Annotated in this window: 19 protein-coding genes; 14 read left to right on the forward strand and 5 right to left on the reverse strand. The window is 54.7% G+C overall.

Annotated elements, in window-relative coordinates:
- Positions 1 to 9: 9 nt before the first annotated feature.
- The 10 genes from SIB74_RS10775 to SIB74_RS10820 all read left to right on the forward strand — a co-directional run bounded on the left by SIB74_RS10775 (position 10) and on the right by SIB74_RS10820 (position 10870).
- A complete protein-coding gene (locus SIB74_RS10775; RefSeq protein ID WP_063396636.1) occupies positions 10 to 906 on the forward strand; it encodes an SWIM zinc finger family protein in 897 nt (298 codons plus the stop codon).
- Positions 899 to 1375 (forward strand): MEKHLA domain-containing protein, encoded by a 477-nt coding sequence (locus SIB74_RS10780; RefSeq protein ID WP_063396635.1) that lies wholly within the window; start codon positions 899 to 901, stop codon positions 1373 to 1375. Before SIB74_RS10775 ends, SIB74_RS10780 begins: the two co-directional genes overlap by 8 nt.
- Before the next feature lie 811 nt (positions 1376 to 2186).
- Positions 2187 to 3311: a TRAP transporter substrate-binding protein gene (locus SIB74_RS10785; RefSeq protein WP_063396633.1), complete on the forward strand. Its 1125-nt coding sequence runs from the start codon at positions 2187 to 2189 to the stop codon at positions 3309 to 3311.
- A complete protein-coding gene (locus SIB74_RS10790; protein ID WP_063396632.1) occupies positions 3311 to 3880 on the forward strand; it encodes a TRAP transporter small permease subunit in 570 nt (189 codons plus the stop codon). The genes SIB74_RS10785 and SIB74_RS10790 overlap by 1 nt, the downstream gene beginning before the upstream one ends.
- Positions 3873 to 5243, forward strand: a complete 1371-nt coding sequence (locus SIB74_RS10795) for a TRAP transporter large permease (RefSeq protein ID WP_082818514.1) — start codon at positions 3873 to 3875, stop codon at positions 5241 to 5243. The genes SIB74_RS10790 and SIB74_RS10795 overlap by 8 nt, the downstream gene beginning before the upstream one ends.
- A gap of 59 nt (positions 5244 to 5302) precedes the next feature.
- On the forward strand, positions 5303 to 7078 hold the full coding sequence (locus SIB74_RS10800) for a diflavin flavoprotein (protein ID WP_063396631.1): 1776 nt from the start codon (positions 5303 to 5305) through the stop codon (positions 7076 to 7078).
- Positions 7078 to 8925 (forward strand): diflavin flavoprotein, encoded by a 1848-nt coding sequence (locus SIB74_RS10805; protein WP_063396630.1) that lies wholly within the window; start codon positions 7078 to 7080, stop codon positions 8923 to 8925. The genes SIB74_RS10800 and SIB74_RS10805 overlap by 1 nt, the downstream gene beginning before the upstream one ends.
- Before the next feature lie 96 nt (positions 8926 to 9021).
- The gene (locus tag SIB74_RS10810; RefSeq protein ID WP_063396956.1) at positions 9022 to 9729 is read left to right on the forward strand and encodes a rubrerythrin family protein; all 708 of its coding nucleotides are present in this window, start codon (positions 9022 to 9024) and stop codon (positions 9727 to 9729) included.
- A gap of 75 nt (positions 9730 to 9804) precedes the next feature.
- Complete coding sequence (locus SIB74_RS10815; RefSeq protein ID WP_063396629.1) at positions 9805 to 10332, forward strand: NADPH-dependent FMN reductase; 528 nt, start codon at positions 9805 to 9807, stop codon at positions 10330 to 10332.
- A gap of 331 nt (positions 10333 to 10663) precedes the next feature.
- On the forward strand, positions 10664 to 10870 hold the full coding sequence (locus SIB74_RS10820) for a hypothetical protein (RefSeq protein ID WP_063396955.1): 207 nt from the start codon (positions 10664 to 10666) through the stop codon (positions 10868 to 10870).
- A 4-nt stretch (positions 10871 to 10874) separates the two neighbouring features.
- Here the strand turns inward: SIB74_RS10820 and SIB74_RS10825 are convergent, their stop codons facing one another.
- The 4 genes from SIB74_RS10825 to SIB74_RS10840 form a co-directional block, all read right to left on the reverse strand.
- Positions 10875 to 11135, reverse strand: a complete 261-nt coding sequence (locus tag SIB74_RS10825) for a hypothetical protein (RefSeq protein WP_063396954.1) — start codon at positions 11133 to 11135, stop codon at positions 10875 to 10877.
- Positions 11136 to 11251: 116 nt separating this feature from the next.
- Positions 11252 to 14200, reverse strand: a complete 2949-nt coding sequence (gcvP, locus tag SIB74_RS10830; protein ID WP_063396628.1) for an aminomethyl-transferring glycine dehydrogenase — start codon at positions 14198 to 14200, stop codon at positions 11252 to 11254.
- An 80-nt stretch (positions 14201 to 14280) separates the two neighbouring features.
- Positions 14281 to 14670, reverse strand: a complete 390-nt coding sequence (gene gcvH / locus SIB74_RS10835; RefSeq protein WP_011827462.1) for a glycine cleavage system protein GcvH — start codon at positions 14668 to 14670, stop codon at positions 14281 to 14283.
- 20 nt (positions 14671 to 14690) lie between these two features.
- The gene (locus tag SIB74_RS10840) at positions 14691 to 15992 is read right to left on the reverse strand and encodes an aminotransferase class I/II-fold pyridoxal phosphate-dependent enzyme (protein ID WP_063396627.1); all 1302 of its coding nucleotides are present in this window, start codon (positions 15990 to 15992) and stop codon (positions 14691 to 14693) included.
- A gap of 292 nt (positions 15993 to 16284) precedes the next feature.
- On the opposite strand from SIB74_RS10840, the gene SIB74_RS10845 reads away from it, so the two are divergent.
- The gene (locus SIB74_RS10845; protein WP_063396626.1) at positions 16285 to 17205 is read left to right on the forward strand and encodes an acyl-CoA desaturase; all 921 of its coding nucleotides are present in this window, start codon (positions 16285 to 16287) and stop codon (positions 17203 to 17205) included.
- Here SIB74_RS10845 and SIB74_RS10850 read toward each other — a convergent pair.
- Positions 17184 to 17936, reverse strand: coding sequence for a hypothetical protein (locus SIB74_RS10850; protein ID WP_011827465.1), 753 nt, complete (start codon positions 17934 to 17936; stop codon positions 17184 to 17186). The genes SIB74_RS10845 and SIB74_RS10850 overlap by 22 nt on opposite strands.
- Positions 17937 to 17987: 51 nt before the next feature.
- On the opposite strand from SIB74_RS10850, the gene SIB74_RS10855 reads away from it, so the two are divergent.
- From SIB74_RS10855 to dnaB, 3 genes are all read left to right on the forward strand, one after another.
- Complete coding sequence (locus tag SIB74_RS10855; protein WP_063396625.1) at positions 17988 to 18920, forward strand: acyl-CoA desaturase; 933 nt, start codon at positions 17988 to 17990, stop codon at positions 18918 to 18920.
- A gap of 43 nt (positions 18921 to 18963) precedes the next feature.
- Positions 18964 to 19422: a 50S ribosomal protein L9 gene (gene rplI / locus SIB74_RS10860; RefSeq protein ID WP_011131539.1), complete on the forward strand. Its 459-nt coding sequence runs from the start codon at positions 18964 to 18966 to the stop codon at positions 19420 to 19422.
- Between the two features lie 62 nt (positions 19423 to 19484).
- A complete protein-coding gene (gene dnaB / locus SIB74_RS10865; RefSeq protein ID WP_063396624.1) occupies positions 19485 to 20903 on the forward strand; it encodes a replicative DNA helicase in 1419 nt (472 codons plus the stop codon).
- Positions 20904 to 20941 lie beyond the last annotated feature (38 nt).

Consider the following 20941-nt stretch of genomic DNA (forward strand, 5'->3'; position numbering starts at 1 on the left):
GATGACCTCATGACAAGCAGCACCAACAACACCAGCATCACAACCGCCCTAGGGGAAGAGGGGCTAGGGCAACAGCCTTGGTGGGTGGAGCAATGGATGGAATTGATTAATTCCTACCGCTTCAAAAAGCGACTTGAGCGTGCCTGGACCTACGCCAGAGAAGGCAATGTCACCTCAATACGCTTCGAGGGTCGCCGAGTACACGCCCGCGTCCAGGGCACCGGTGAAGACCCCTACAAGGTGAAACTCTGGCTTGATGTCCTCAACGACGAAGACTGGGGTTATGTACTGGAAGCCCTTACACAGAAAGCGCGCTGGTCTGCCCAGTTACTGGCAGGGATCATGCCGGCAGACATCGAGCGGGCATTTGCAGCCAGTGGTCGACGTCTTTTTCCCTTCAAGCTGCAGGAAGTCCGCAGTGAATGCAGCTGCCCAGATAAAGCCAATCCCTGCAAACACATCAGCGCCATCTATTTCCTGATGGGGGATCGCTTCAGCGAAGATCCCTTTGTACTGTTTCAGCTACGCGGTCGCACCCGCAACAAATTGCTTGCGGATCTAGCCGAACAACGGCGCGATGCACTCGCAAAACTGGCAGAAACAGCTGCCGCAAAGAATGAGGTTCCTGCTGAGCCATCCAGCAGCGACGACCTGCCTGTACCACCCCATCCCGCCGTTGTGGACCCGAGCTTATGGTGGCGCTACGACTCCAGCCTCGATGCCGATCTGGTGGTGATTACTCCAGCCATGGAAGGCGACACAGGGCTCGATGCAGCAGGTGATCTACCCCTGGCCGAAGAACCCCGCTTCCCAAAAGCCCGTCAGACTTTTCTGAATCATCTCAGGGAGCAGGGACAAGCCCTATCCCAGCAAGCCATGCTTCAGGCAATGGCGACGGGTGGCTGAAGCCCCCTGGCTATCTTCGGAGAAGCAGGAGCTAGTCAACCTGCTTTTAATCTCTCACCAACAAGCTTTCAATCACCCACTTCTGGCATGTGAGCGGCGGCAGCCTTCACAACGTCTTGCCAGCCAGGAACTGTTTGCCTCAAGACAGCCCGTACTGGCCCATAGTGACGGGCACGATCCCAATCTCAGCTATGCCAATGCTGCAGCACTTCAGCTGTGGGGACGGCGCTGGGCAGAGATGGTCGGCATGCCTTCCCGCTTGACAGCACCAACCAGCGAACAAGATGCACGCGCCAATGCCTTAGACAAAGCGCTCCAACAGGATGCAATCAAGGGCTATCAAGGGATCCGTATTAACCATGAAGGGCGAAGGTTTCTAATCAAGAACGCACGTATATGGACCCTATGGAATCAAGAAGGTCTACGCATCGGCCAAGCTGCTGCGATCGGCAGCTGGTATTGGTTGTGAGTGCACACCAGCCCATTAACAATCAAAAATTGACGCTACCTTGCAACCAAGTTCATGCAAAAAATTAAGGGGATCATCAGCCGATAGGCATAGTCCATTTTTTTGATACATGAATTTTGATGCATGAAATTTAGGCAAAATACGCATGTCAACTTTGCCTTAATCACTAAGCCTTGAATATTTTCTATTTTGAGAATCCAAGAATTCTGATCAAAAACCAATCTTCCTTTGCGTTATTCAAACGCCTGAAACAACCACTCGACACATCCCAGCCCATTACCACAACTGAAATTGTGCAAACAGAAATGAAAGTTACGCAATTTCAGTTAACCGGTCGGATTTAGGCCAAGCCGCCATGAGTTTAAAAAACTACCAAACTGACCCTGATATTCAATGCTTAAGGGCGCAACAAAGATAAAAACACTTCGCTGACCAATAACAACAAAGAGTCTCTGATCCTGCTGTCAAAATTTTGAGCCATGAACGGCTCAAAACATTCTGCTATGGGGTCTTGCATCATCACTGCCACTGGCCCTAAGGGCGAGAGCGCGAACAGACAAAAGTGGCCTAGCGCAGTGCGATTCTCGAGATCAGCGTCGCCAAAAACCAAGCATCACATCGCCAACACGGTTCAGCTGAAGAACGACGTGAGATACCAACAAGACCCTTTAAGCATGGCTCAATGTTGTGGAGGCGTACTCTTTGAGACCAGCCCTAGCCCGAAAAGCAACTCCAAGCTTCATTCTTCAACTGACATCGTTGCTCTGAACTTGTAGAGGCGCCGTAAAATCGCAGCGACCCAGAGAACTGTATGCAACGTCGAAAACTACTCGGGTCTGGTGCTACGGCTGTCTCAGCAGCCGTCGGCGCAGGCATTCTCAGTGCCTGCACAATCCGTAGAGAGGAAGAAAGCGGCAGTAACAGCAGCCATCCCAAGATCCGCTGGCGAATGGCCACCAGCTGGCCCCCCTCACTAGACACGATTTACGGCGGGGCCGAAACAATCAGCAGAAGGGTGAATGAACTAAGCGGAGGCAACTTCCAAATCAAGCCCTATGCGGCCGGCGAGCTCGTACCAGGCCTAGAAGTCCTTGATGCGGTTCAGGCGGGCTCCGTCGAGTGCGGTCATACCGCCAGTTACTACTACATTGGCAAAAATCCCGGCTTTGCCTTCGGCACTTCCGTACCGTTTGGCCTTACCGCACAACAACAGAACGCTTGGCTCTACGAAGCAGGCGGTAACGACGCCATCAACAACCTCTATGCCGATTTCGGAGTGATCAGCTTCCCCGCTGGCAACACCGGTGCACAAATGGGCGGATGGTTCAAGCGCAAACTCGAGGGCCTCAGTTCTCTACAGGGACTCAAAATGCGTATCCCTGGCCTGGGCGGCAAGGTGCTTGCCCAGCTGGGTGTGAACGTCCAGGTTTTGCCTGGTGGAGAGATCTACCTGGCTCTAGAGCGTGGCGCGATCGACGCCGCTGAATGGACCGGCCCATACGATGACGAAAAGCTTGGCCTAGCCAAAGCCGCACGCTTCTACTACTACCCAGGTTGGTGGGAACCCGGCCCCACCCTTGCCGCTCTGGTCAACCAACAAGCCTGGAGCAAGCTGCCGAGCGAATATCAAGCGATGTTCAACACCGCCTGTTACGAAGCCAACCTCACCATGCTCAGCCGATACGACAACCTCAACGGGGCTGCTCTGCAAAGGCTTTTAAAGGGCAACACCGAGCTGGTTCCCTATGACCAAAGCATCCTTAAAGCTGCCCAGGAAGCAGCCTTCCAGCTCTATAGCGATACCGCCGCGAAAGATGCCAGCTTCCGCAGCCTGCTTCAGCAATGGCAAGGCTTCCGCAAAGAGGTTTACGCCTGGAACAACGTCAATGAGTTCTCATTCGCTCGCTTCAGTTACGACCAGCTGCAAGGAACTTGATGAGACGCTGGCTAGACCTAGCAGAACGCATTGACGCCTTAAACAAGGCCTTTGCAGTCATTGCTCGCTGGTCGGTGTTGATGATGTTGGGATTAGGGCTCTGGAACGTTGTGGGGCGCTATCTGGGTGTGTCCATCGGCCACAATCTCAGCTCCAACGGTCTCATCGAAGGGCAGTGGTACCTCTTTGATCTGGTGTTCCTACTGGGACTGGGCTGGACCCTCCAACGCCATGGGCATGTGCGGGTTGATGTGCTGCAAAGCCGCTGGGGAGAAAAGCACCAAACACGTATGGAGCTGCTTGGCACCCTGGTCTTCCTGTTGCCATTTGCCCTTGGAGTGATGCTGATCTCGCTCGAACCCGCCCTGCAGTCTTGGAGGATCGGCGAAGCCTCACCCGACCCCAACGGCCTGCCGCGCTACTGGGTTAAATCCCTCATCCCATTGGGCTTCCTACTCTTGGCCCTACAAGGCGTCGCCGAAGCCATTCGAGCCTGGGCAAAGCTAAAAGCCCAAACATTTAGGCCATTCAACCCTGAAGCGGAACAGGGCGGAGATCGCCTTGATTGAGATTGAACTACTCGACCATGTGATCAGTTTCGATCCCGCCACCACACTTGGGCCTGGGATGTTTATAGCCCTGGTCTTCGCCCTATTGAGCGGCTATCCAGTGGCCTTCTGCCTCGGTGGCATTGCCGCGATCTTCGCGTTGCTGGGCATGGCTCTTGGTGTGATCGATCCACTGTTCGTTACCGCTCTGCCGCAGCGAATCCTGGGGATCATGGCCAACTTCACCTTGTTGGCCATTCCGGCGTTTGTGTTCATGGGCGCCATGCTCGAGACATCAGGTATTGCAGAGCGACTGCTCGAGAGCATGGGACGTCTACTCGGCAAACTGCGCGGTGGCCTAGCCCTGGCGGTCGTGCTAGTCGGCTCACTGCTCGCTGCCACCACCGGAGTCGTAGCAGCGACAGTCACCACTATGGGGCTGATCTCTCTACCGGCCATGCTGAGAGCGGGCTACGACCGCTCACTTGCCACGGGGGTCATTGCTGCCTCAGGCACCCTTGGCCAGATCATCCCACCCAGCATTGTCTTGGTGGTTCTCGGCGACCAGTTGGGTGTCTCAGTAGGAGATCTGTTCCTCGGCTCACTGATTCCAGGGGTGCTCATGGCTGGTGCATTTGCCACTTATGTGCTCGTGATCAGCCACCTCAAACCTCATCTCGCCCCCCAACTGAATCCAGCAGACCTGATCCCCATGCAACCTGGCCAACTGCTGCGTGTGATCATCCCGCCCCTAGGCCTGATCCTCTTGGTGCTAGGCAGCATCTTCTTTGGAATCGCAACACCCACCGAAGCTGGCGTTCTTGGTGCCACTGGCGCCATGGCCCTAGCAGCGCTCAATGGAGGGTTCAGCCGCAGCAGCCTCTCAAAAGTATGCGATGAAACCCTACGAACCACCGCCATGGTGATGGCGATTTTACTGGGCTCAACAGCTTTTAGCCTTGTCTTTCGCGGAGTAGGCGGCGATCAACTCATTGCCGATCTTTTGCTGAACCTGCCCGGCGGCAAGGTTGGTTTTATGGCCGTGAGCATGCTCACGATCTTCGGCCTCGGCTTTTTCATCGACTTCTTTGAAATCGCCTTTATTGCCGTTCCGCTCTTACTGCCCGCAGCTCGCCAAATCCTTGGACCCGAGGCCTTGATCTGGCTAGGTGTGGTCATCGGCGCCAATTTGCAAACCTCCTTCCTAACTCCACCTTTCGGCTTCGCACTCTTTTATCTACGCGGAGTAGCCCCTAAAACCATTACCACACAAGAAATCTATAAGGGTGCACTGCCCTTCGTGGGCCTGCAAATCGCTGTCTTGGTGCTGATCATTGCAGCCCCACCCCTAGTGGATTGGCTGCCCAACCTTGCCGCCTCCTGAAAGAAAGCACAGTTCTCCGAACACCCTCCGTAGAGTTTTGGCATTGGTGTAAAGGGTCCATGAACGTTGCGAGCAAAGACACCACGGTGACAACGGCCAGCACTGCTCCAAGGTTGTCACTGCAATGCGCAGCTATCGCTAGCGACACCACCACAATCCGTGCCCTCGATTGGGACCGCAGCCGCTTTGATATCGAGTTCGGCCTCCGTAACGGCACCACCTACAACAGCTTCCTGGTGAGAGGTGCCAAGACAGCACTGATCGATACCAACCACCTCAAGTTTGAGGACACCTGGCTACCGATGCTTAAGCAGCAAATCGATCCAAAAGCGATCGACTATCTGATCATCAGCCACACCGAACCCGACCATTCCGGGCTAGTGGGCCAGATCATCGATCTCAATCCCGAGATCGAAATCGTTGCTTCGAAGGTCGCCATCAAGTTCCTAGAAGATCAGGTGCATCGCCCCTTCCGCTCGCGAGAAGTCAAAAGCGGCGAAGAACTGGATCTAGGCACTAACTCAACAAGCGGTATCGCTCACCGCTTCGAATTTCTGAGTGCGCCCAACCTGCACTGGCCAGACACAATCTTCTCTTTCGACCACGCCACAGGGATTCTTTACACCTGTGATGCATTTGGTCTGCACTATTGCTCAGAAGAACTCTTCGACCAGGACCCCTCCGCACTGGCCCCAGACTTCCGCTTCTATTACGACTGCTTGATGGGGCCCAATGCGCGCAGTGTTGTCCAGGCTTTGAAGCGCATGGATCAGCTGCCAGAGATCACCACAATTGCCGTTGGTCACGGCCCGCTACTCCGCCACCATCTCAAGCTTTGGGTCGAAGACTATCGCGACTGGAGCAGCCAACGAAGCCAAGGAGAAAGCTATGCAGCCATCTGTTATCTCAGTTATTACGGCTTTTGCGACCGGCTCAGCCAAGCCATTGCCCACGGCATCGGCAAAGCCAAAGGCGAGGTACAACTAGTCGATCTTCGCGCCACTGATGCCCAAGAACTGAGCGCATTAATTGGTGAAGCAAAGGCTGTAGTAGTACCAACCTGGCCATCCCAACCAGATGCAGAACTGCAGAGTTCAATTGGCACCCTATTGGCAGCTTTGAATCAAAAGCAATGGGTTGCCGTTTACGATGCCTATGGCGGCAATGATGAGCCAATTGATGCAGTAGCAGCGCAGCTGCGTAGCCTTGGGCAAAAAGAAGCTTTCGAACCTTTAAGGGTGCGGCAAGCTCCTGACGGGAATGTCTACCAACGCTTCGAAGAAGCTGGTACCGACCTTGGACAACTGCTCAACCAAAAGCAAAATATTGCGGCGATGAAAAGCCTAGATACTGAACTTGACAAGGCCATGGGTACCCTTAGTGGCGGCCTTTATGTCGTCACCGCCAGCCAAGATGAAGAGTCCAGCCAACGACGTGGCGCCATGATCGCAAGTTGGGTAAGTCAAGCAAGTTTCACACCGCCAGGACTAACCGTCGCAGTAGCCAAAGACAGAGCCATAGAAACCCTGATGCAAGTAGGGGATCGTTTCGTGATCAACGTATTAAGAGAAGACAACTATCAACCCTTACTAAGGCAATTCCTCAAACGCTTCCCACCCGGAGCCGATCGTTTCGAAGGAGTGAATGTACTCAACAAAGTTGCTAAAGGAGGCCCCGTCCTCGTGGATGCGCTGGCCTTCTTGGATTGCCTCGTCAAACAGCGACTAGAAACCCCCGATCACTGGATCATCTACGCCCTGGTGGAACAAGGCAATGTGGCGGATGCTGAAGCTAAAACAGCAGTACATCACCGCAAAGTAGGGAACCACTACTGATGTCGATGTCCTCCATCCACGAGCCTGCTGCTGCAGCGCAGCGAACGGTGATCACACTCCCAATCGAAAAGGGCCTGATCAGCTTGCGCGGCCTTAGTCCACAACGTCTGCGCTTTGAGCTGGAATATGCCCTGGAGCGAGGCAGTACCGCCAATAGCTTTCTTTTCTCTGCCGGTGACGACTCATATGGGCAACCTCAAGCGGCTGTCCTGGTACACCCCCCTGGCGACGCCTATGCCGAGGTTTTCATGCCGGCACTCGCCAAGGCTCTACCTTCAGATACCACGACGTTGAAGGTGGTCGTTGGGCACATCAACCCCAACCGAGTTGCGCTACTCAAAAAGCTAGCCAGCACCTACCCCAAGCTGGAATTAATCAGTTCCAATCCCGGCGCCAAATTGCTCAGAGAGCTTTGGGAGCAACGCAAACCAGCAACACCCAACAACAATGAACAGGAAGAGTCATCCCTTCCGTCTCTTCCATCCATTGAGATTGTTCGACAAGAACAGAAGCTCTCCCTCAGCAACGAACACGCATTGTGGCTGCTACCAGCGCCAACAGCTCGCTGGCCAGGCGGCCTACTGGCCTTCGAGGAAAGCCTTGGCTTGTTGATGAGCGACAAACTATTCGCCGCCCACCTCTGCACAAGCGAATGGGCAGAAGCCAATCGCATCAGCACCGAAGAGGAGCGTAGGCATTTCTACGACTGCCTGATGGCTCCCATGGCCAGCCAGATAGATACCTTAGTAGAGCGGCTTGAAGAGCTAGACATCCGCACGATCGCCCCATGCCATGGGCCAGCCATAGAAACGAGCTGGCGGAGCCTGTTGAATGACTACCGCCGCTGGGGTGAAAGCCAACAACAAGCCCCTTTAAAGGTCGTTCTTCTTTTCGCCAGCGCCTACGGCAACACAGCGGCGATTGCTGACGCACTCGCAAAAGGAGTCTCCAGTACTGGTATTCAAGTAGAAAGCCTCAACTGCGAATTCACACCTGCGAATGAATTGGTGAAAGCAATCCAACAAGCCGATGCCTACTTGATTGGATCGCCAACCCTTGGAGGGCATGCACCAACACCAATCGTATCGGCCCTAGGAACCTTGCTGGCCGAAGGTGACCGCAACAAAAAGGTAGGCATATTCGGCAGCTATGGCTGGAGTGGAGAGGCATTGGAACTTCTCGAAAAGAAGCTACGTGATGGTGGTTTCTCCTTTGGATTCGAGCCAATCAAAGTGAAGTTCAGTCCCGATGCTGCCATGGTGAAAACCCTGGAAGAGACAGGAACACTGTTTGGGCGAAACCTGCTCAAAGAACAGCGGCGTCAGCAACCACGAGCAAGCAGTGGCATGAGTGCAAGCCGTAGCGATCCAGCCGTGCTTGCCCTTGGTCGGGTAGTGGGCTCACTATGCATCTTGACGGCTCGTAAAGGGGAAGGGAATACAGCGCTTAGCGGCGCAATGGTCGCAAGCTGGGTTAGCCAAGCCAGCTTTTCACCGCCAGGGCTGAGCGTGGCCGTCGCCAAAGACCGAGCCGTTGAAGCGTTGCTGCATCGGGGCGACCACTTCGCTCTCAATGTGTTGGCAGCAGGAAGGCAACACGAACTAATGAAACATTTCCTGCAACCATTCCCAGCTGGTTCAGACCGGTTCGCAGGGCTAGACCTTGACGCCAGTCCCGCAGGTCAACCGCTGCTTAAAAATGCTCTGGCATGGCTTGAAGGATGCGTACAGCAACGCATGGAATGTGGAGACCACTGGCTGCTATATGCCGAGATCAGCCATGGTGCCCTACTTGAGCGAGAAGGCACGACGGCTGTGCATCAGCGCCGCAGCGGGGCGAACTACTGAAGAAGCAGCCTTGCGAGAAACTCGCGCAGAAAGGACCCATATGTAACTCATGCTCATTATGAGTTGCGCTGCCAATTATTGCGCATCCCTCCATTCATGAATCTCACCACCAACGCCAATCTTGAAGCGGCCTTTGGCGGCGAGAGCATGGCCAACCGTAAATATCTCTTCTTTGCCGACGTTGCCAAAAAACTTGGCAACAATGAATTAGCAAAGCTTTTCCGCGACACTGCGTCCCAGGAAACAGAACACGCCTTCGCTCACTTCCGCTTGCTCCATCCTGAGCTATTAATCGAAGATCCTGCCGCACTCAACAATGCTGACAAGCAGAAGATGCTCACCCGCTGCCTCGAGCTGGCCATTGAAGGTGAAACCTATGAGTACACCACCATGTACCCAGAGTTCGCTACTCAGGCCCGCCAGGACAGAGACAGCCCTGCAGAAGCAGAATTCAACGAACAGATCGAAGAGTCTCAGCAACACGCGAACCTTTTTCGTCGTGCAGCCAGCAACTTCGGCTTTTTAGTGCCAATCGAGCAACATCATGCTGAGCGTTACGGCCTTGCCCTCAAAGCACTGGAAGGCAAGGGCGTCGTAAGCGAAGCGGATCAACCCGTCCCTGGTAAATGGATCTGCAAAGTGTGCTCGATGATCTATGACCCGGCCATCGGTGATCCCGAGTCAGGAATCTCCGCAGGAACCGCATTTGAAGCAATCCCTGAAGATTGGGTCTGCCCCATCTGCGGCACCCGAAAAGCCAACTTCGTGCCTTACCGAGAAGCCGAACTCAAAGAAGCGGCCTGAGATTGACTGAGGTGCTGCAAAACCGTGTACAAATTTGTTGCGTGAGAGCAGCATCTCTTGAGTTAGACCAGGTTTATGGCCTTATCACCCCCCCCCGATCTGCTTGTCATCGCCGCTAGCAATGGCGAAAATTTAAAACTAGCCCGTCGCATCGCCGCTCAAGCTGAACATCAGTGCCACACAGCTAAGGTTCTCGATCTCACAAGCTTGGGCCTGCCACTGTTTACCCCTGTAGCAAAGGAAGCTGGAATGCCAGACGGTGTAGCACCACTCCATCAACAGCTGATCGCGGCCACGCACTGGGTGATCTGCGCGCCTGAATACAACGGCTCGATTCCACCTGCGTTCACAAGTGCCGTCGCCTGGCTCTCCGTGCAAGGAGATGACTTCCGCAGTTTGTTCAACGGCAGGCCAATCGCAATGGCAAGCTTTTCCGGCGGGGGCGGCATGGGCATGTCGATGAGCCTGCGCAATCAACTCAGCCACCTCGGCGCTCAAGTGCTTGGACGGCAGCTGATGAGTAACCACGCCAAACCCCCCAAAGACGAATCCATTCGAGACTTAGTGCACCTGCTGATGCAGATGCAACCTCTCAAACTTTGATCCATCCGAACCAATCACCTTTGTTGCAACAGCCTCGATAAGGATCTTCTCGACGACCGTTCGAAGGCCTAGAACTGCGAAAGGAACTAAATCTAGTGAACACTAGATATGGATTCTGACAAAAGAAACTCTCTACAGCTTTAAACGCAAAAAATCTGGTTTTGCTAACTTAAGAATGAGAGCAAAAGCCTGACCTGCCAGAAGCCTTGCCCTGTCTAGAAGCAACAAAAGCCAGATGCAATCATAATCATAAAGATAATCTAAAAAAAGATTGGCACGCTAGATATTGTGGCTTGAAATGCACAAGTCATTGCATTCAGCCCTCGGCGCGATGGGATCTCAGCCTGGCCAAAACGCTGCTGTTCGATACCGCGGTTTTCTGCTCCTGCCACAGAGCAACCAAACATGGTTGGTTAGACCTGAACGCAGTCCAATGCTTTTGTTGCCGTTCCGCACCCCAATCTGTTCCTTGACAGATGTCAAGTCGATGCTGGATTGGCGTCTCTCTCAACAAACAAAGTTGTTTGATGCTGCCTGATCAATTAGGCAGCATGAGGAGGAGGTGTGGGGTGTCCTTGAGATTGAAATGGCAGCACCAATGTTGCCCATCGCTCTGGACGATCAGGTCGTTGACGGCGTGGCTGACGGACACCAAAAGGAACACGCACCACATTGGTACCATCAACGGCCAAGGTATGTCCATGCAGCAGAGCTGATTCCAATCCATCTGGAAGGGTAGGAAGAGTTAACCCAGCCCCCCTAGAGGACTGATCTCCTTGGTTCAATGAAGTGTCGCTATCCATGCTGTCCCCCCAGCGATGGTGCAGATGCGGGACAGTATGGTCAAAACACTGCCACATGTGCTGAATTAAAAACCAAAAATTCGGTTTTCAGTGAAAAGTTACTGCCTTTAATCTGTTCACACCAGGGGAGGTTTAAGAACAGAGTTATCAGCAAGCTCCTCAACCGATGGGCAGCTACACAGCAAATTGCGATCGCCATAGGCATTATCAATTCGCGAAACCGCAGGCCAAAACTTGCTTTGGCGCTGCTCAGCCAATGGGAAAGCAGCTTCGGCGCGGGAATATGGACGATCCCAAACCTCTGCTGTTACGGCCGCCAAGGTGTGAGGCGCCCGTCGCAGCGGGTTGTTCTGAGGATCAATCTGGCCTGACTCAATCGCTGCCGTTTCTTCCCGTATGGCAATCATGGCGTCGCAGAAGCGGTTGAGCTCCTCCAAGCTCTCGCTCTCAGTGGGTTCCACCATCACAGTCCCTGCCACCGGCCAGCTCACGGTTGGGGCATGAAAGCCGTAGTCCATCAACCGCTTTGCAATGTCATCCACCTCCAAGCCTGCACTTCGCTTAAGGGGGCGCAGGTCGAGGATGCATTCATGGGCAACCAACCCTGCTTGACCCCGAAACAGCACCGGGTAATGAGGATGCAACCGATGGGCTAGGTAATTAGCAGATAACAGTGCAACAGCACTGGCCTGCCGCAATCCCTCCGCACCCATCATGCGCAGGTACATCCAGCTGATCGGCAGGATGCCTGCACTTCCCCATGGCGCAGCCGAAATTGCGCCGATTCCCTGCTCGCCGCCGCAGACAGCTAGGGGATGACCTGGAAGGAAGGGCATCAAATGAGCAGCCACTGCGATCGGACCCACCCCTGGTCCGCCACCGCCATGGGGGATACAAAAGGTCTTGTGCAGATTGATATGACAAACATCAGCGCCATAAGTCCCAGGACGACAAAAACCGATCTGAGCATTGAGATTGGCGCCATCGAGATACACCTGGCCACCGTGACCATGAACGAGCTCACAGATTTCACGAATCTGTGGTTCAAAGACACCATGGGTTGAGGGATAGGTGACCATCAGGGCTGCCAGCTGAGGAGCATGGGCCTCGGCCTTGCTAGCCAAATCGTTGAGATCCACATTCCCCTCTGCATCACAAGCCACAGGCACCACACGCAAACCGGCCATCACGCACGTGGCTGGATTGGTGCCATGGGCACTGGTGGGAATCAGGCAAACATCTCTCTGCTGCTCTCCGCGGGAATGATGCCAAGCGCGAATCACCAACAAGCCAGCTAATTCCCCCTGAGAGCCGGCATTCGGCTGCAAAGACACCCCGGCAAAGCCAGTAATTTCTGCAAACCAATGTTCCAGGTCCTGAACCAATCTCTGATACCCATGACACTGATCCTGAGGAGCAAAAGGATGCAGCGCCGCAAACTCCCTCCAACTAATGGGGATCAGCTCAGCTGCAGCATTGAGCTTCATCGTGCAACTGCCCAGGGGGATCATCCCGTGCACCAATGAAAGATCGCGGCCCACCAATCGCTGGAGGTAACGAAGCAACTCGGTTTCACTGTGATAGCGATGGAACACCTGCTGCTGCAACCAAGGTCGCTGGCGCAACGGCAAGCCAACAAGCTCCTCAAGGTGAGGGTTTCCAAGGTCTTCGAGAACTGGCACAGGTTGACCTGCAGCCTCAGCCAAAATCTGGAGGATCGACTTCAGCTCCTGATCGGTGCTGAGCTCATCAAAACTAATTCCAAATCCATGGGCTGCCTCTGGAGCAACACCCAAAGGCAACACCCGCAGGTTGAATCCCGCCAAAGCGGCTGCCTGATGAACAGCAGGAGCTTCGCGACAGATCACCTCAATCGTGTCAAAGCGAGCTATCGACTGGACTGGATAGCCCAACTGGTGCAAGCCCCTCTCCAGTTGAGCCCTTAAAAGCAGGACTCGTCTAGCGATTGCAGCGAGCCCATCCGGTCCATGGTGCACTGCATAGAACGACGCCATCACAGCCAATAAGACCTGCGCCGTGCAGATATTGCTGGTGGCCTTGTCTCGGCGGATGTGTTGCTCCCGGGTCTGCAACGCCAATCGCAAAGCCGGTTGCCCCTCAGCATCCACAGACTGGCCGACTAGACGTCCGGGGACCTGACGCTTGAAGATCTCAAGGGTGGCAAAAAAGGCGGCGTGAGGTCCCCCAAAGGCCATTGGCACCCCAAACCGTTGAACACTGCCAACAGCAATATCAGCTCCAAATTCAGCCACTGGAGCAATCAAAACCTGAGCAAGAGGATCAATGGCAACAGTTGCCAGGGCCCCTACCTCATGAGCAGCCTGAATGGAGGTCGTCGGATCCCAGAGCCTGCCGCTACGTCCAGGCAACTGAAGCAAAACACCAAAGACCTCAGCATCAAACTGAAAGGTCATCGGCTCGGCCACCTCGAGATGAATGCCCAGAGGTTCAGCCCGAGTTCTCAACACAGCAAGAGTCTGGGGAAGAACCTCCGCATCCACGAGAAAACGATGAGCCTGAGGGCGCTTGCAAATCGCAAAGCTGAGGCTCATCGCCTCAGCAGCTGCCGTTCCCTCATCAAGCAAAGAAGCATTGGCGATCGGCAACCCCGTGAGCTCACTGATCAGCGTCTGAAAGTTGAACAGAGCCTCAAGCCGTCCTTGAGAGATCTCAGCCTGATAAGGGGTGTAAGCGGTATACCAAGCAGGATTTTCAAGCACCTGTCGCTGAATCAACGCAGGCGTTGCTGTGCCGTAATAGCCAAGCCCAATTAAAGAACGCCTCACCCGATTCGCCGCCGCGATGAGACGCAGTTCCTCCATAGCCTGAACTTCACCACAGCCCTCTGGAAGGGAACTAGTGGGTGCCGTTGTCTCGAGAATGTCTGGAGGAACTACAGCAGCAACAAAGCTCTGAAGATCACGATGACCAAGCTCCAGCAGCATTTGCTGCTGGTCTTCAAAGCTGGGCCCAATGTGCCTCACCAAAAAAGGTGAAGACTGAATGCTTGAAGCCTCAACTGCACGCTGTTCAAGCAGGGTCAAGGGACATTCATCAACAAGATGGACAGAAGTTTAGAAAATATGGTTCAGAACCATCGCACTTCATCGGGTGCTTCGTTGATTTATTCGACAGCCACCTTGTTGGCATAGGTGGCTGCGTCCATCAGATCCTGCAATTGAGCTGGGTCCGCCGGGCGAACCACGAGCAACCACCCCTCACCATGCGGATCATTTTGAAGTTCATCCGGGCTGGAAAGCACCGACTCATTAATCCGCACCAACTCACCGCTGATCGGAGCATGCAAGTCCTCGACAGCTTTCACTGACTCAACGGACCCGAAAGTGGTGCCGCGATTAAGCAGATCGCCCACCTCCGGCAAATCCACAAACACAATGTCACCCAACTGATCAACAGCAAAGGCACTGATGCCGACCCGCACCAAATCACCATCCAAACTGGCGTATTCATGGGTATCGGCAAACCGAAAGTGGTCGGGGAATTGGAAAGCCATCGAGCCTGGCGAGGCAAAGCTCACCCAGTCTGCGGTACATCCAGCAAACCGGCGCGAACCAAAGCCACCAAAGCTCGGATCAGTGCCAATTCCACATGTGTGCGATGGGTGCCTCCCTGCACATAGAGGTTGTAAGGGGGGCGCAAGGGAGCATCTGCAGAAAACTCACTGGTGCTGCCGTCAATAAATGTTCCGCCCGCCATCACCAAATCGCTTGCATACCCAGGCATCGCTGCCGGCACAGGATCGAGATAGGCACCAACAGGTGAACATGCCTGAAAGGCCCTGCAAACAACTTTCAAAACCTCAGGATCTCCAAGCTGCACCGCCTGAATTAAATCGCTACGAAAGGCTCCCATCGAGGGCTTCACTGCAAAGCCCAAAGTGTCGAACACACCCGCGACCAAATCAGCTCCGATCAATGCCTCTGCCACCATTTGTGGAGCCAAGAACAGCCCCTGCAACACCAACCGATAAAGATCAAAGCCAGTACCCCCCTGACTACCAATCCCTGGGGCAGTGAGCCGGCAGCAAGCCTGCTCCACCAAATCAGCCCGACCGGCGACATAACCACCAGTTGGAGCAATCGTGCCACCGAGATTTTTGATCAAAGAGCCCGCAATCAGATCAGCACCAACTGCTGGGGGCTCCAAATCCTCAACAAGCTCGCCATAGCAATTGTCGACAAAACAGACACACCCAGGCTGAGAGTTATGGATGCGATGACACAACTCGCCAATGGCTTTGATCGAAAGAGATGACCGCGAGCTGTAGCCACAGCTGCGCTGTATCAACACCATCCTGGTTGGCACCTCCAAGGCGCGCTCCAAGGCTGAGAGATCCACACATCCCTCGGCCGTGAGGGGCAGCTGGTCATAAGAGATCCCTAATTCGGTTAAGGATCCCTGGCCTGATCCACGCAGACCAATCACTTCTTCAAGTGTGTCGTAAGGCTCTCCGGTCACTGACAAGAGTCGGTCACCAGGTCGAAGAACGCCAAACAACGCAGTCGCAATTGCATGGGTGCCACTCACAAACTGGAGTCGAACAGCTGCTTTCTCAGCACCAAGCACCCTTGCAAATACACGATCAACCACCTCCCGGGCCTGATCTCCATGGCCATAACCGGTGAGGGAAGCAAAGTGTTGCGTGGCGACTCGTTCGCTGCTGAAAGCCTCCAAAACCTTCGCAAGGCGAACCGCCACGGCAGCCGTCCGCTCGCTTGCGATCCCCTCAAGGCGCTTAGAGACAAAACCGACGTGCCGCCTGGCCCACGCCTGCACCAGCACTTCATCAAAGCCAGCTGCGGGGAATGTCTTCAAAACAACCCGGGGTCAGAATCAATCATCCCCATGCTGAATCCTCGTTGAACGTCAAACGAAATCGAAAGTGAAGAACGAGAGCGCAAGATTGCCAAAATCACAGTTCACCGAACCAAGTCAACGCAAATCATTGGCAAAACTGCCATAGCTCAGCACGCATCAAGAAGATGCACAGCTGAGCTATGGCCCCTGGAAACGGTTCCATAGTTCCTTTAGATTTGAACATGTCTCGGCCCTCTCCGCTCCACTCGCCTTACAAGCCAAGCGGCCGACCCATCCAAAGGAGTACCTCTTGGTTTCCCCTCTTCCGGTCTCTTCAGCCACAAACCGTCAGCAACGGTTGTGGGCTGCTGTAAAGGCTCATCGTGAGCCACTACCAGCAAAACAACGTCGACTCAAATGGGGGACCACCAGTTTCATGCTGGCCATGCATGTAGCAGCAACCTTCGCACTGCTACCACGCTTTTGGAGCTGGCAAGGGTTGGCCGCTTTTGCCGTTCTTTATTGGACCACGGTGCTCGGGGTGACCTTGGGATTGCATCGACTGGTCGCTCATCGCAGCTTTGTCGTACCCGTTTGGCTGGAGAGGGTTCTGGTGATCATGGCCACGCTTGCCTGCCAGAGTGGCCCCATCGAATGGGTGGCTCTGCATCGCCACCATCACCGCTACTCCGACCAAACCAATGACCACCACGACGCCGGCCGTGGCCTCTGGTGGGCCCACAGTGAATGGATGCTGCATGAGATTCCAGCGCTGGCCCACATGGACCGCTTTGCAGGAGATCTGCTAGCCGACCCTTTCTTCCGATGGCTTGATCGCTGGTTCCTGCTGCTACAGATCCCTCTCGGTCTTGGGCTCTACTGGTACGGAGAAGTCGCCCAGGTGCACGGTGGAGGACTTGGCCTAGTGCTCTGGGCCATCCCCCTGCGACTGGTGGTTGTGTACCACGTGACCTGGTTTGTGAACTCGGCGACCCATGCATTTGGCTACCGCAACTTCGACAGCCCAGACCTCTCTCGCAACTGCTGGTGGGTGGCGGTGCTGTCCTTCGGCGAGGGTTGGCACAACAACCACCATGCCTATCCCTCCAGCGCCCGTCATGGCCTGCGATGGTTTGAATTCGACATCACCTGGCAACACGTGAAAGCGTTGCGTCGTCTTGGCCTGGCTCGTCGAGTCCAGCAAGCCCGCTATGTTTCCGGGGCTTCCTGATCAACCAACAACTCTGAGCGGGCCCTTAGATCATCCAAAAACCCCTCTGCTCCCTGTCTGTTCACTCCACCCAAGGCCACCTGAGTTGCGTGCAGATCAAGCAATTCGCCATCGAGCTCCTCAGAGTTGTAATCCCTCAAACCAGCCATCACCTCCGCAAAACGTTCTCTGCGCTGCGCCTTAGTGACTGGATAAGCCTCCATCACCTTGTCCCGGCAATGACGCCAAGATTTTCCATTGCATAGACAATCAGCCAAAGCAGCACTAAGAGCTGCGGCCTCATCTTCTTCAATTCGCCAATCAAAGCCCGCAGGCAAGGCAGCAAGACCCACAAAAATCTCAAACAGAGCGCCAGCTCCGAGTGGCTCACCATCTTCTCCTTCCAGAGGAAGAGAACTTTCCGAAAGCACCTTGAGTAAGTCGGGATGACCCTCGACCAAGCGATCACGAATCGGCTCTAGGCCGGCATGAAGGATGGCATTGGCTTGTCCCAATGCCAGAAACACTTCGGGGCCTGGTGAAGCGAGTTTGCCGTTGCGCAGATTAGAGATCTGAGAATTGTGCACCCGGCCGAGATCCAGGCATTCAGCCAAAGCGGGCAAGACCTTATGTGACCAACCATTGCGCTCATGCCAGACATGAATGAGATGAGCCATGGCCCGCCGCCCATCATCCAAACGCTCGCGGTAGCCCCTGGCTGCCGAATCAGATTCAACATCAGGCTTAGTCACTGGATAAGGATCCGTATCGTGTATAGTTTATGCACATTCGAGAGATCGCTCATGGCCTCCAGAGTGATACCTACGCCTTCAACGATAAGCAGGCCTGCAGCTTCGCATAAGGCCTCAAGCCTTTCTACAAAACTTCAGCGCTCCTACACAAGCCAGGCCATTGGCCCACCCAAAGAATCAAGACGCTGGGGAACGATCGGATTCATGATCGCTATTCATGCCCTATCCATCCTGGCCCTGTTGCCCCGTTTCTGGAGCTGGCAAGCGATCACAACCCTTCTCGTCCTCTACTGGGTCACGGCCTGCCTCGGAGTGACGATCGGCTACCACCGTCTGCTCTCACACCGGTCGTTCCGAGTACCTCACTGGCTGGAGCGCTTCTTTGCCACCTGCGGAACCTTGAGCTGCCAACACGGTCCAATCGACTGGGTAGGACTCCATCGCCACCACCACAAGTTTTCCGATACTGACCCCGACCACCACAACAGTCATAAGGGCTTCTGGTGGAGCCACATGGGCTGGATGTTTGAACCCATTCCAGCCATGCGGGTCGTGCCACGCCTCACTGTTGACCTGGCAGCGGATCCTTATTACCGCTGGCTTAACAAGTACTTTCTACTGTTGCAGCTCCCTCTAGCCGGTCTGCTCTTCTGGATCGGCAGCGTCAGTGGAGCCGGTGGTTGGGCCCTCGTGCTGTGGGGTATCCCCTTGCGCCTAACAATCGTGTATCACATCACCTGGCTGGTCAATTCCGCCAGTCACTGCTGGGGGACTGTGGCCTTCGACAGCGGTGACAACTCCCGCAATAACCCTTGGGTAGCAGCCCTTACTTTCGGCGAAGGTTGGCACAACAATCACCACGCCTTCCCCTACTCCGCCATTCATGGACTCCAGCGCGGTCAGATCGACCTCACCTGGCAGCACATCCGTCTAATGCGGGCTCTAGGCTTGGCTCGCAAGATTCGGCTACCGATCACATCGTAGGGTTGTCGATCGCTCAACAGTCGTCGTCCGTCTTCTTATCGCCATGGCCAAGCGCGTACAAGTCGTCCTGAACGAAGACGTCCTCAGCCTCGGCAAGGACGGCGACCTAGTTGAGGTTGCTCCTGGTTATGCCCGCAACTTCCTGCTTCCCTTCGGCAAGGCTGTCCCTGTGACCCCAGCCGTGATGAAACAGGTCGGTCACCGACGTGCCAAGCAGGCCGAACATCAGGCGGCAATCAAGCAGGAAGCCCTGGACTTCCAAACCGCTCTGGTCACAATCGGGCGTTTCACCGTTAAAAAGCAAACCGGCGAAGACGACGTCTTGTTCGGCACAGTCACCAATGGTGATGTCGCTGAAGCAATCGAAACAGCCACAAAGAAGGAGATCGACCGTCGCAATATCATCGTTCCGGAAATTCACCGAACCGGTAGCTACAAGGTGCAAGTGAAACTGCACAATGAAGTCAACGCCGAAATCAACCTCGAAGTCGTCAGCTACTGATTGCTGGCAAGGCTTACAAAACAAGCCAAAGTAGGTCTCCTTATAACGTCAGCTCCTCATCCATGGTGAGCGCCCCCCTGCCAAACAACGGCGATACCGCCGCAGAGGGGTCTCGTCCCTTCAAGAAAGCCTCTGCCACATCTCGAGAACCGAGCTTTGAAGCCCTGCCAGACTCGGTGCCTCCTCAAAATCTGGAGGCAGAGGAAGCTGTTCTAGGAGGCATCCTTCTTGATCCTGATGCCATCGGCAGAGTGGTCGATGTGCTCCAACCTGAGGCTTTTTATCTCAACGCCCATCGAGAGATCTTCCGCACAGCCCTGATGCTTCACAGCCAGGGCAAACCCACCGACCTCACAGCAATGAGCGCCTGGTTGGCCGACACAGGATCCTTGGAGAAGGTAGGTGGCAGCAACCGTCTGATCGAACTTGTAGAGCGCGTCGCCTCCACTGCATCAATCGAGCAAGTGGCCCGTTTGGTCATGGACAAATTCCTACGGCGACAGTTGATTCGCTCAGGCAACGAAGTGATTCAACTCGGCTTTGACCAGGGCCTGCCGATGGAACAGGTTCTCGACAAAGCAGAACAAACAATTTTTGCGATCAGCCAGGAAAAGCCATCCAAAGGTCTCACTCCCACAGCAGAAATCCTTACCAGCACCTTCAACGAGATCGAAAGCCGCTCACTAGGTACGTCCGTCGCAGGCATCCCGGTGAACTTCTACGACCTGGATGCCATGACCCAGGGTCTGCAGCGCAGTGACCTGATCATTGTGGCTGGCCGCCCAGCCATGGGCAAAACCTCCATGGTGCTCAATCTGACCAAAAACGTTGCCCAACTCCACAACCTGCCTGTGTGCGTGTTCAGCCTGGAGATGAGCAAGGAACAACTCACCTATCGCCTCCTTTCAATGGAAGTTGGCATTGAGAGCAGTCGACTGAGAACAGGCCGTTTACGACAGGAGGAGTGGCCTCTTCTGGGCCAGGGCATCAACACCCTTGGTCAGCTACCGATCTACATCGATGACAAACCCAATTCAGGCGTCCTGGAGATGCGTTCTCTCTCCAGGCGACTCATGGCCGAACAAGGCAAAGAGCTCGGACTCATCGTGATCGACTACCTACAACTGATGGAGGGCTCCACGCCTGATAACCGTGTTCAGGAACTCTCCCGGATTACCCGCGGCCTTAAGGGCATGGCTAGGGAACTGAACGTACCTGTGATTGCCTTATCACAGCTCAGCCGTGGAGTGGAATCCCGCACCAACAAACGCCCAATGCTCAGCGACCTGCGCGAGTCAGGCTCAATCGAACAGGACGCCGACCTGGTGCTGATGATCTACCGCGACGAGTACTACAACCCAGAAACCCCCGACCGCGGCATCACCGAAGTCATCGTGACCAAGCACCGCAACGGCCCTGTCGGCACAGTAAAACTACTGTTCGAGCCCCAATTCACACGGTTCCGCAACCTGGCGGCCTAAAGCAGCAATACATTGATGATTTCTACTGTTCTCTAGAC

This window comes from Prochlorococcus sp. MIT 1306 (genome assembly GCF_047304515.1).
GTDB lineage: Bacteria > Cyanobacteriota > Cyanobacteriia > PCC-6307 > Cyanobiaceae > Prochlorococcus > Prochlorococcus marinus_D.

What these genes read in the sequence shown, in the direction of transcription:
- SIB74_RS10775 (WP_063396636.1), top strand. Translation starts at nt 10, where the DNA reads ATGACAAGCAGCACCAACAACACCAGCATCACAACCGCCCTAGGGGAA.
- SIB74_RS10785 (WP_063396633.1), top strand. Translation starts at nt 2,187, where the DNA reads ATGCAACGTCGAAAACTACTCGGGTCTGGTGCTACGGCTGTCTCAGCA.
- SIB74_RS10790 (WP_063396632.1), top strand. Translation starts at nt 3,311, where the DNA reads ATGAGACGCTGGCTAGACCTAGCAGAACGCATTGACGCCTTAAACAAG.
- SIB74_RS10800 (WP_063396631.1), top strand. Translation starts at nt 5,303, where the DNA reads ATGAACGTTGCGAGCAAAGACACCACGGTGACAACGGCCAGCACTGCT.
- SIB74_RS10805 (WP_063396630.1), top strand. Translation starts at nt 7,078, where the DNA reads ATGTCGATGTCCTCCATCCACGAGCCTGCTGCTGCAGCGCAGCGAACG.
- SIB74_RS10810 (WP_063396956.1), top strand. Translation starts at nt 9,022, where the DNA reads ATGAATCTCACCACCAACGCCAATCTTGAAGCGGCCTTTGGCGGCGAG.
- SIB74_RS10815 (WP_063396629.1), top strand. Translation starts at nt 9,805, where the DNA reads ATGGCCTTATCACCCCCCCCCGATCTGCTTGTCATCGCCGCTAGCAAT.
- SIB74_RS10820 (WP_063396955.1), top strand. Translation starts at nt 10,664, where the DNA reads ATGGGATCTCAGCCTGGCCAAAACGCTGCTGTTCGATACCGCGGTTTT.
- SIB74_RS10825 (WP_063396954.1), bottom strand. Translation starts at nt 11,135, where the DNA reads ATGGATAGCGACACTTCATTGAACCAAGGAGATCAGTCCTCTAGGGGG.
- gcvH (WP_011827462.1), bottom strand. Translation starts at nt 14,670, where the DNA reads ATGGCTTTCCAATTCCCCGACCACTTTCGGTTTGCCGATACCCATGAA.
- SIB74_RS10855 (WP_063396625.1), top strand. Translation starts at nt 17,988, where the DNA reads ATGGCCTCCAGAGTGATACCTACGCCTTCAACGATAAGCAGGCCTGCA.
- rplI (WP_011131539.1), top strand. Translation starts at nt 18,964, where the DNA reads ATGGCCAAGCGCGTACAAGTCGTCCTGAACGAAGACGTCCTCAGCCTC.
- dnaB (WP_063396624.1), top strand. Translation starts at nt 19,485, where the DNA reads ATGGTGAGCGCCCCCCTGCCAAACAACGGCGATACCGCCGCAGAGGGG.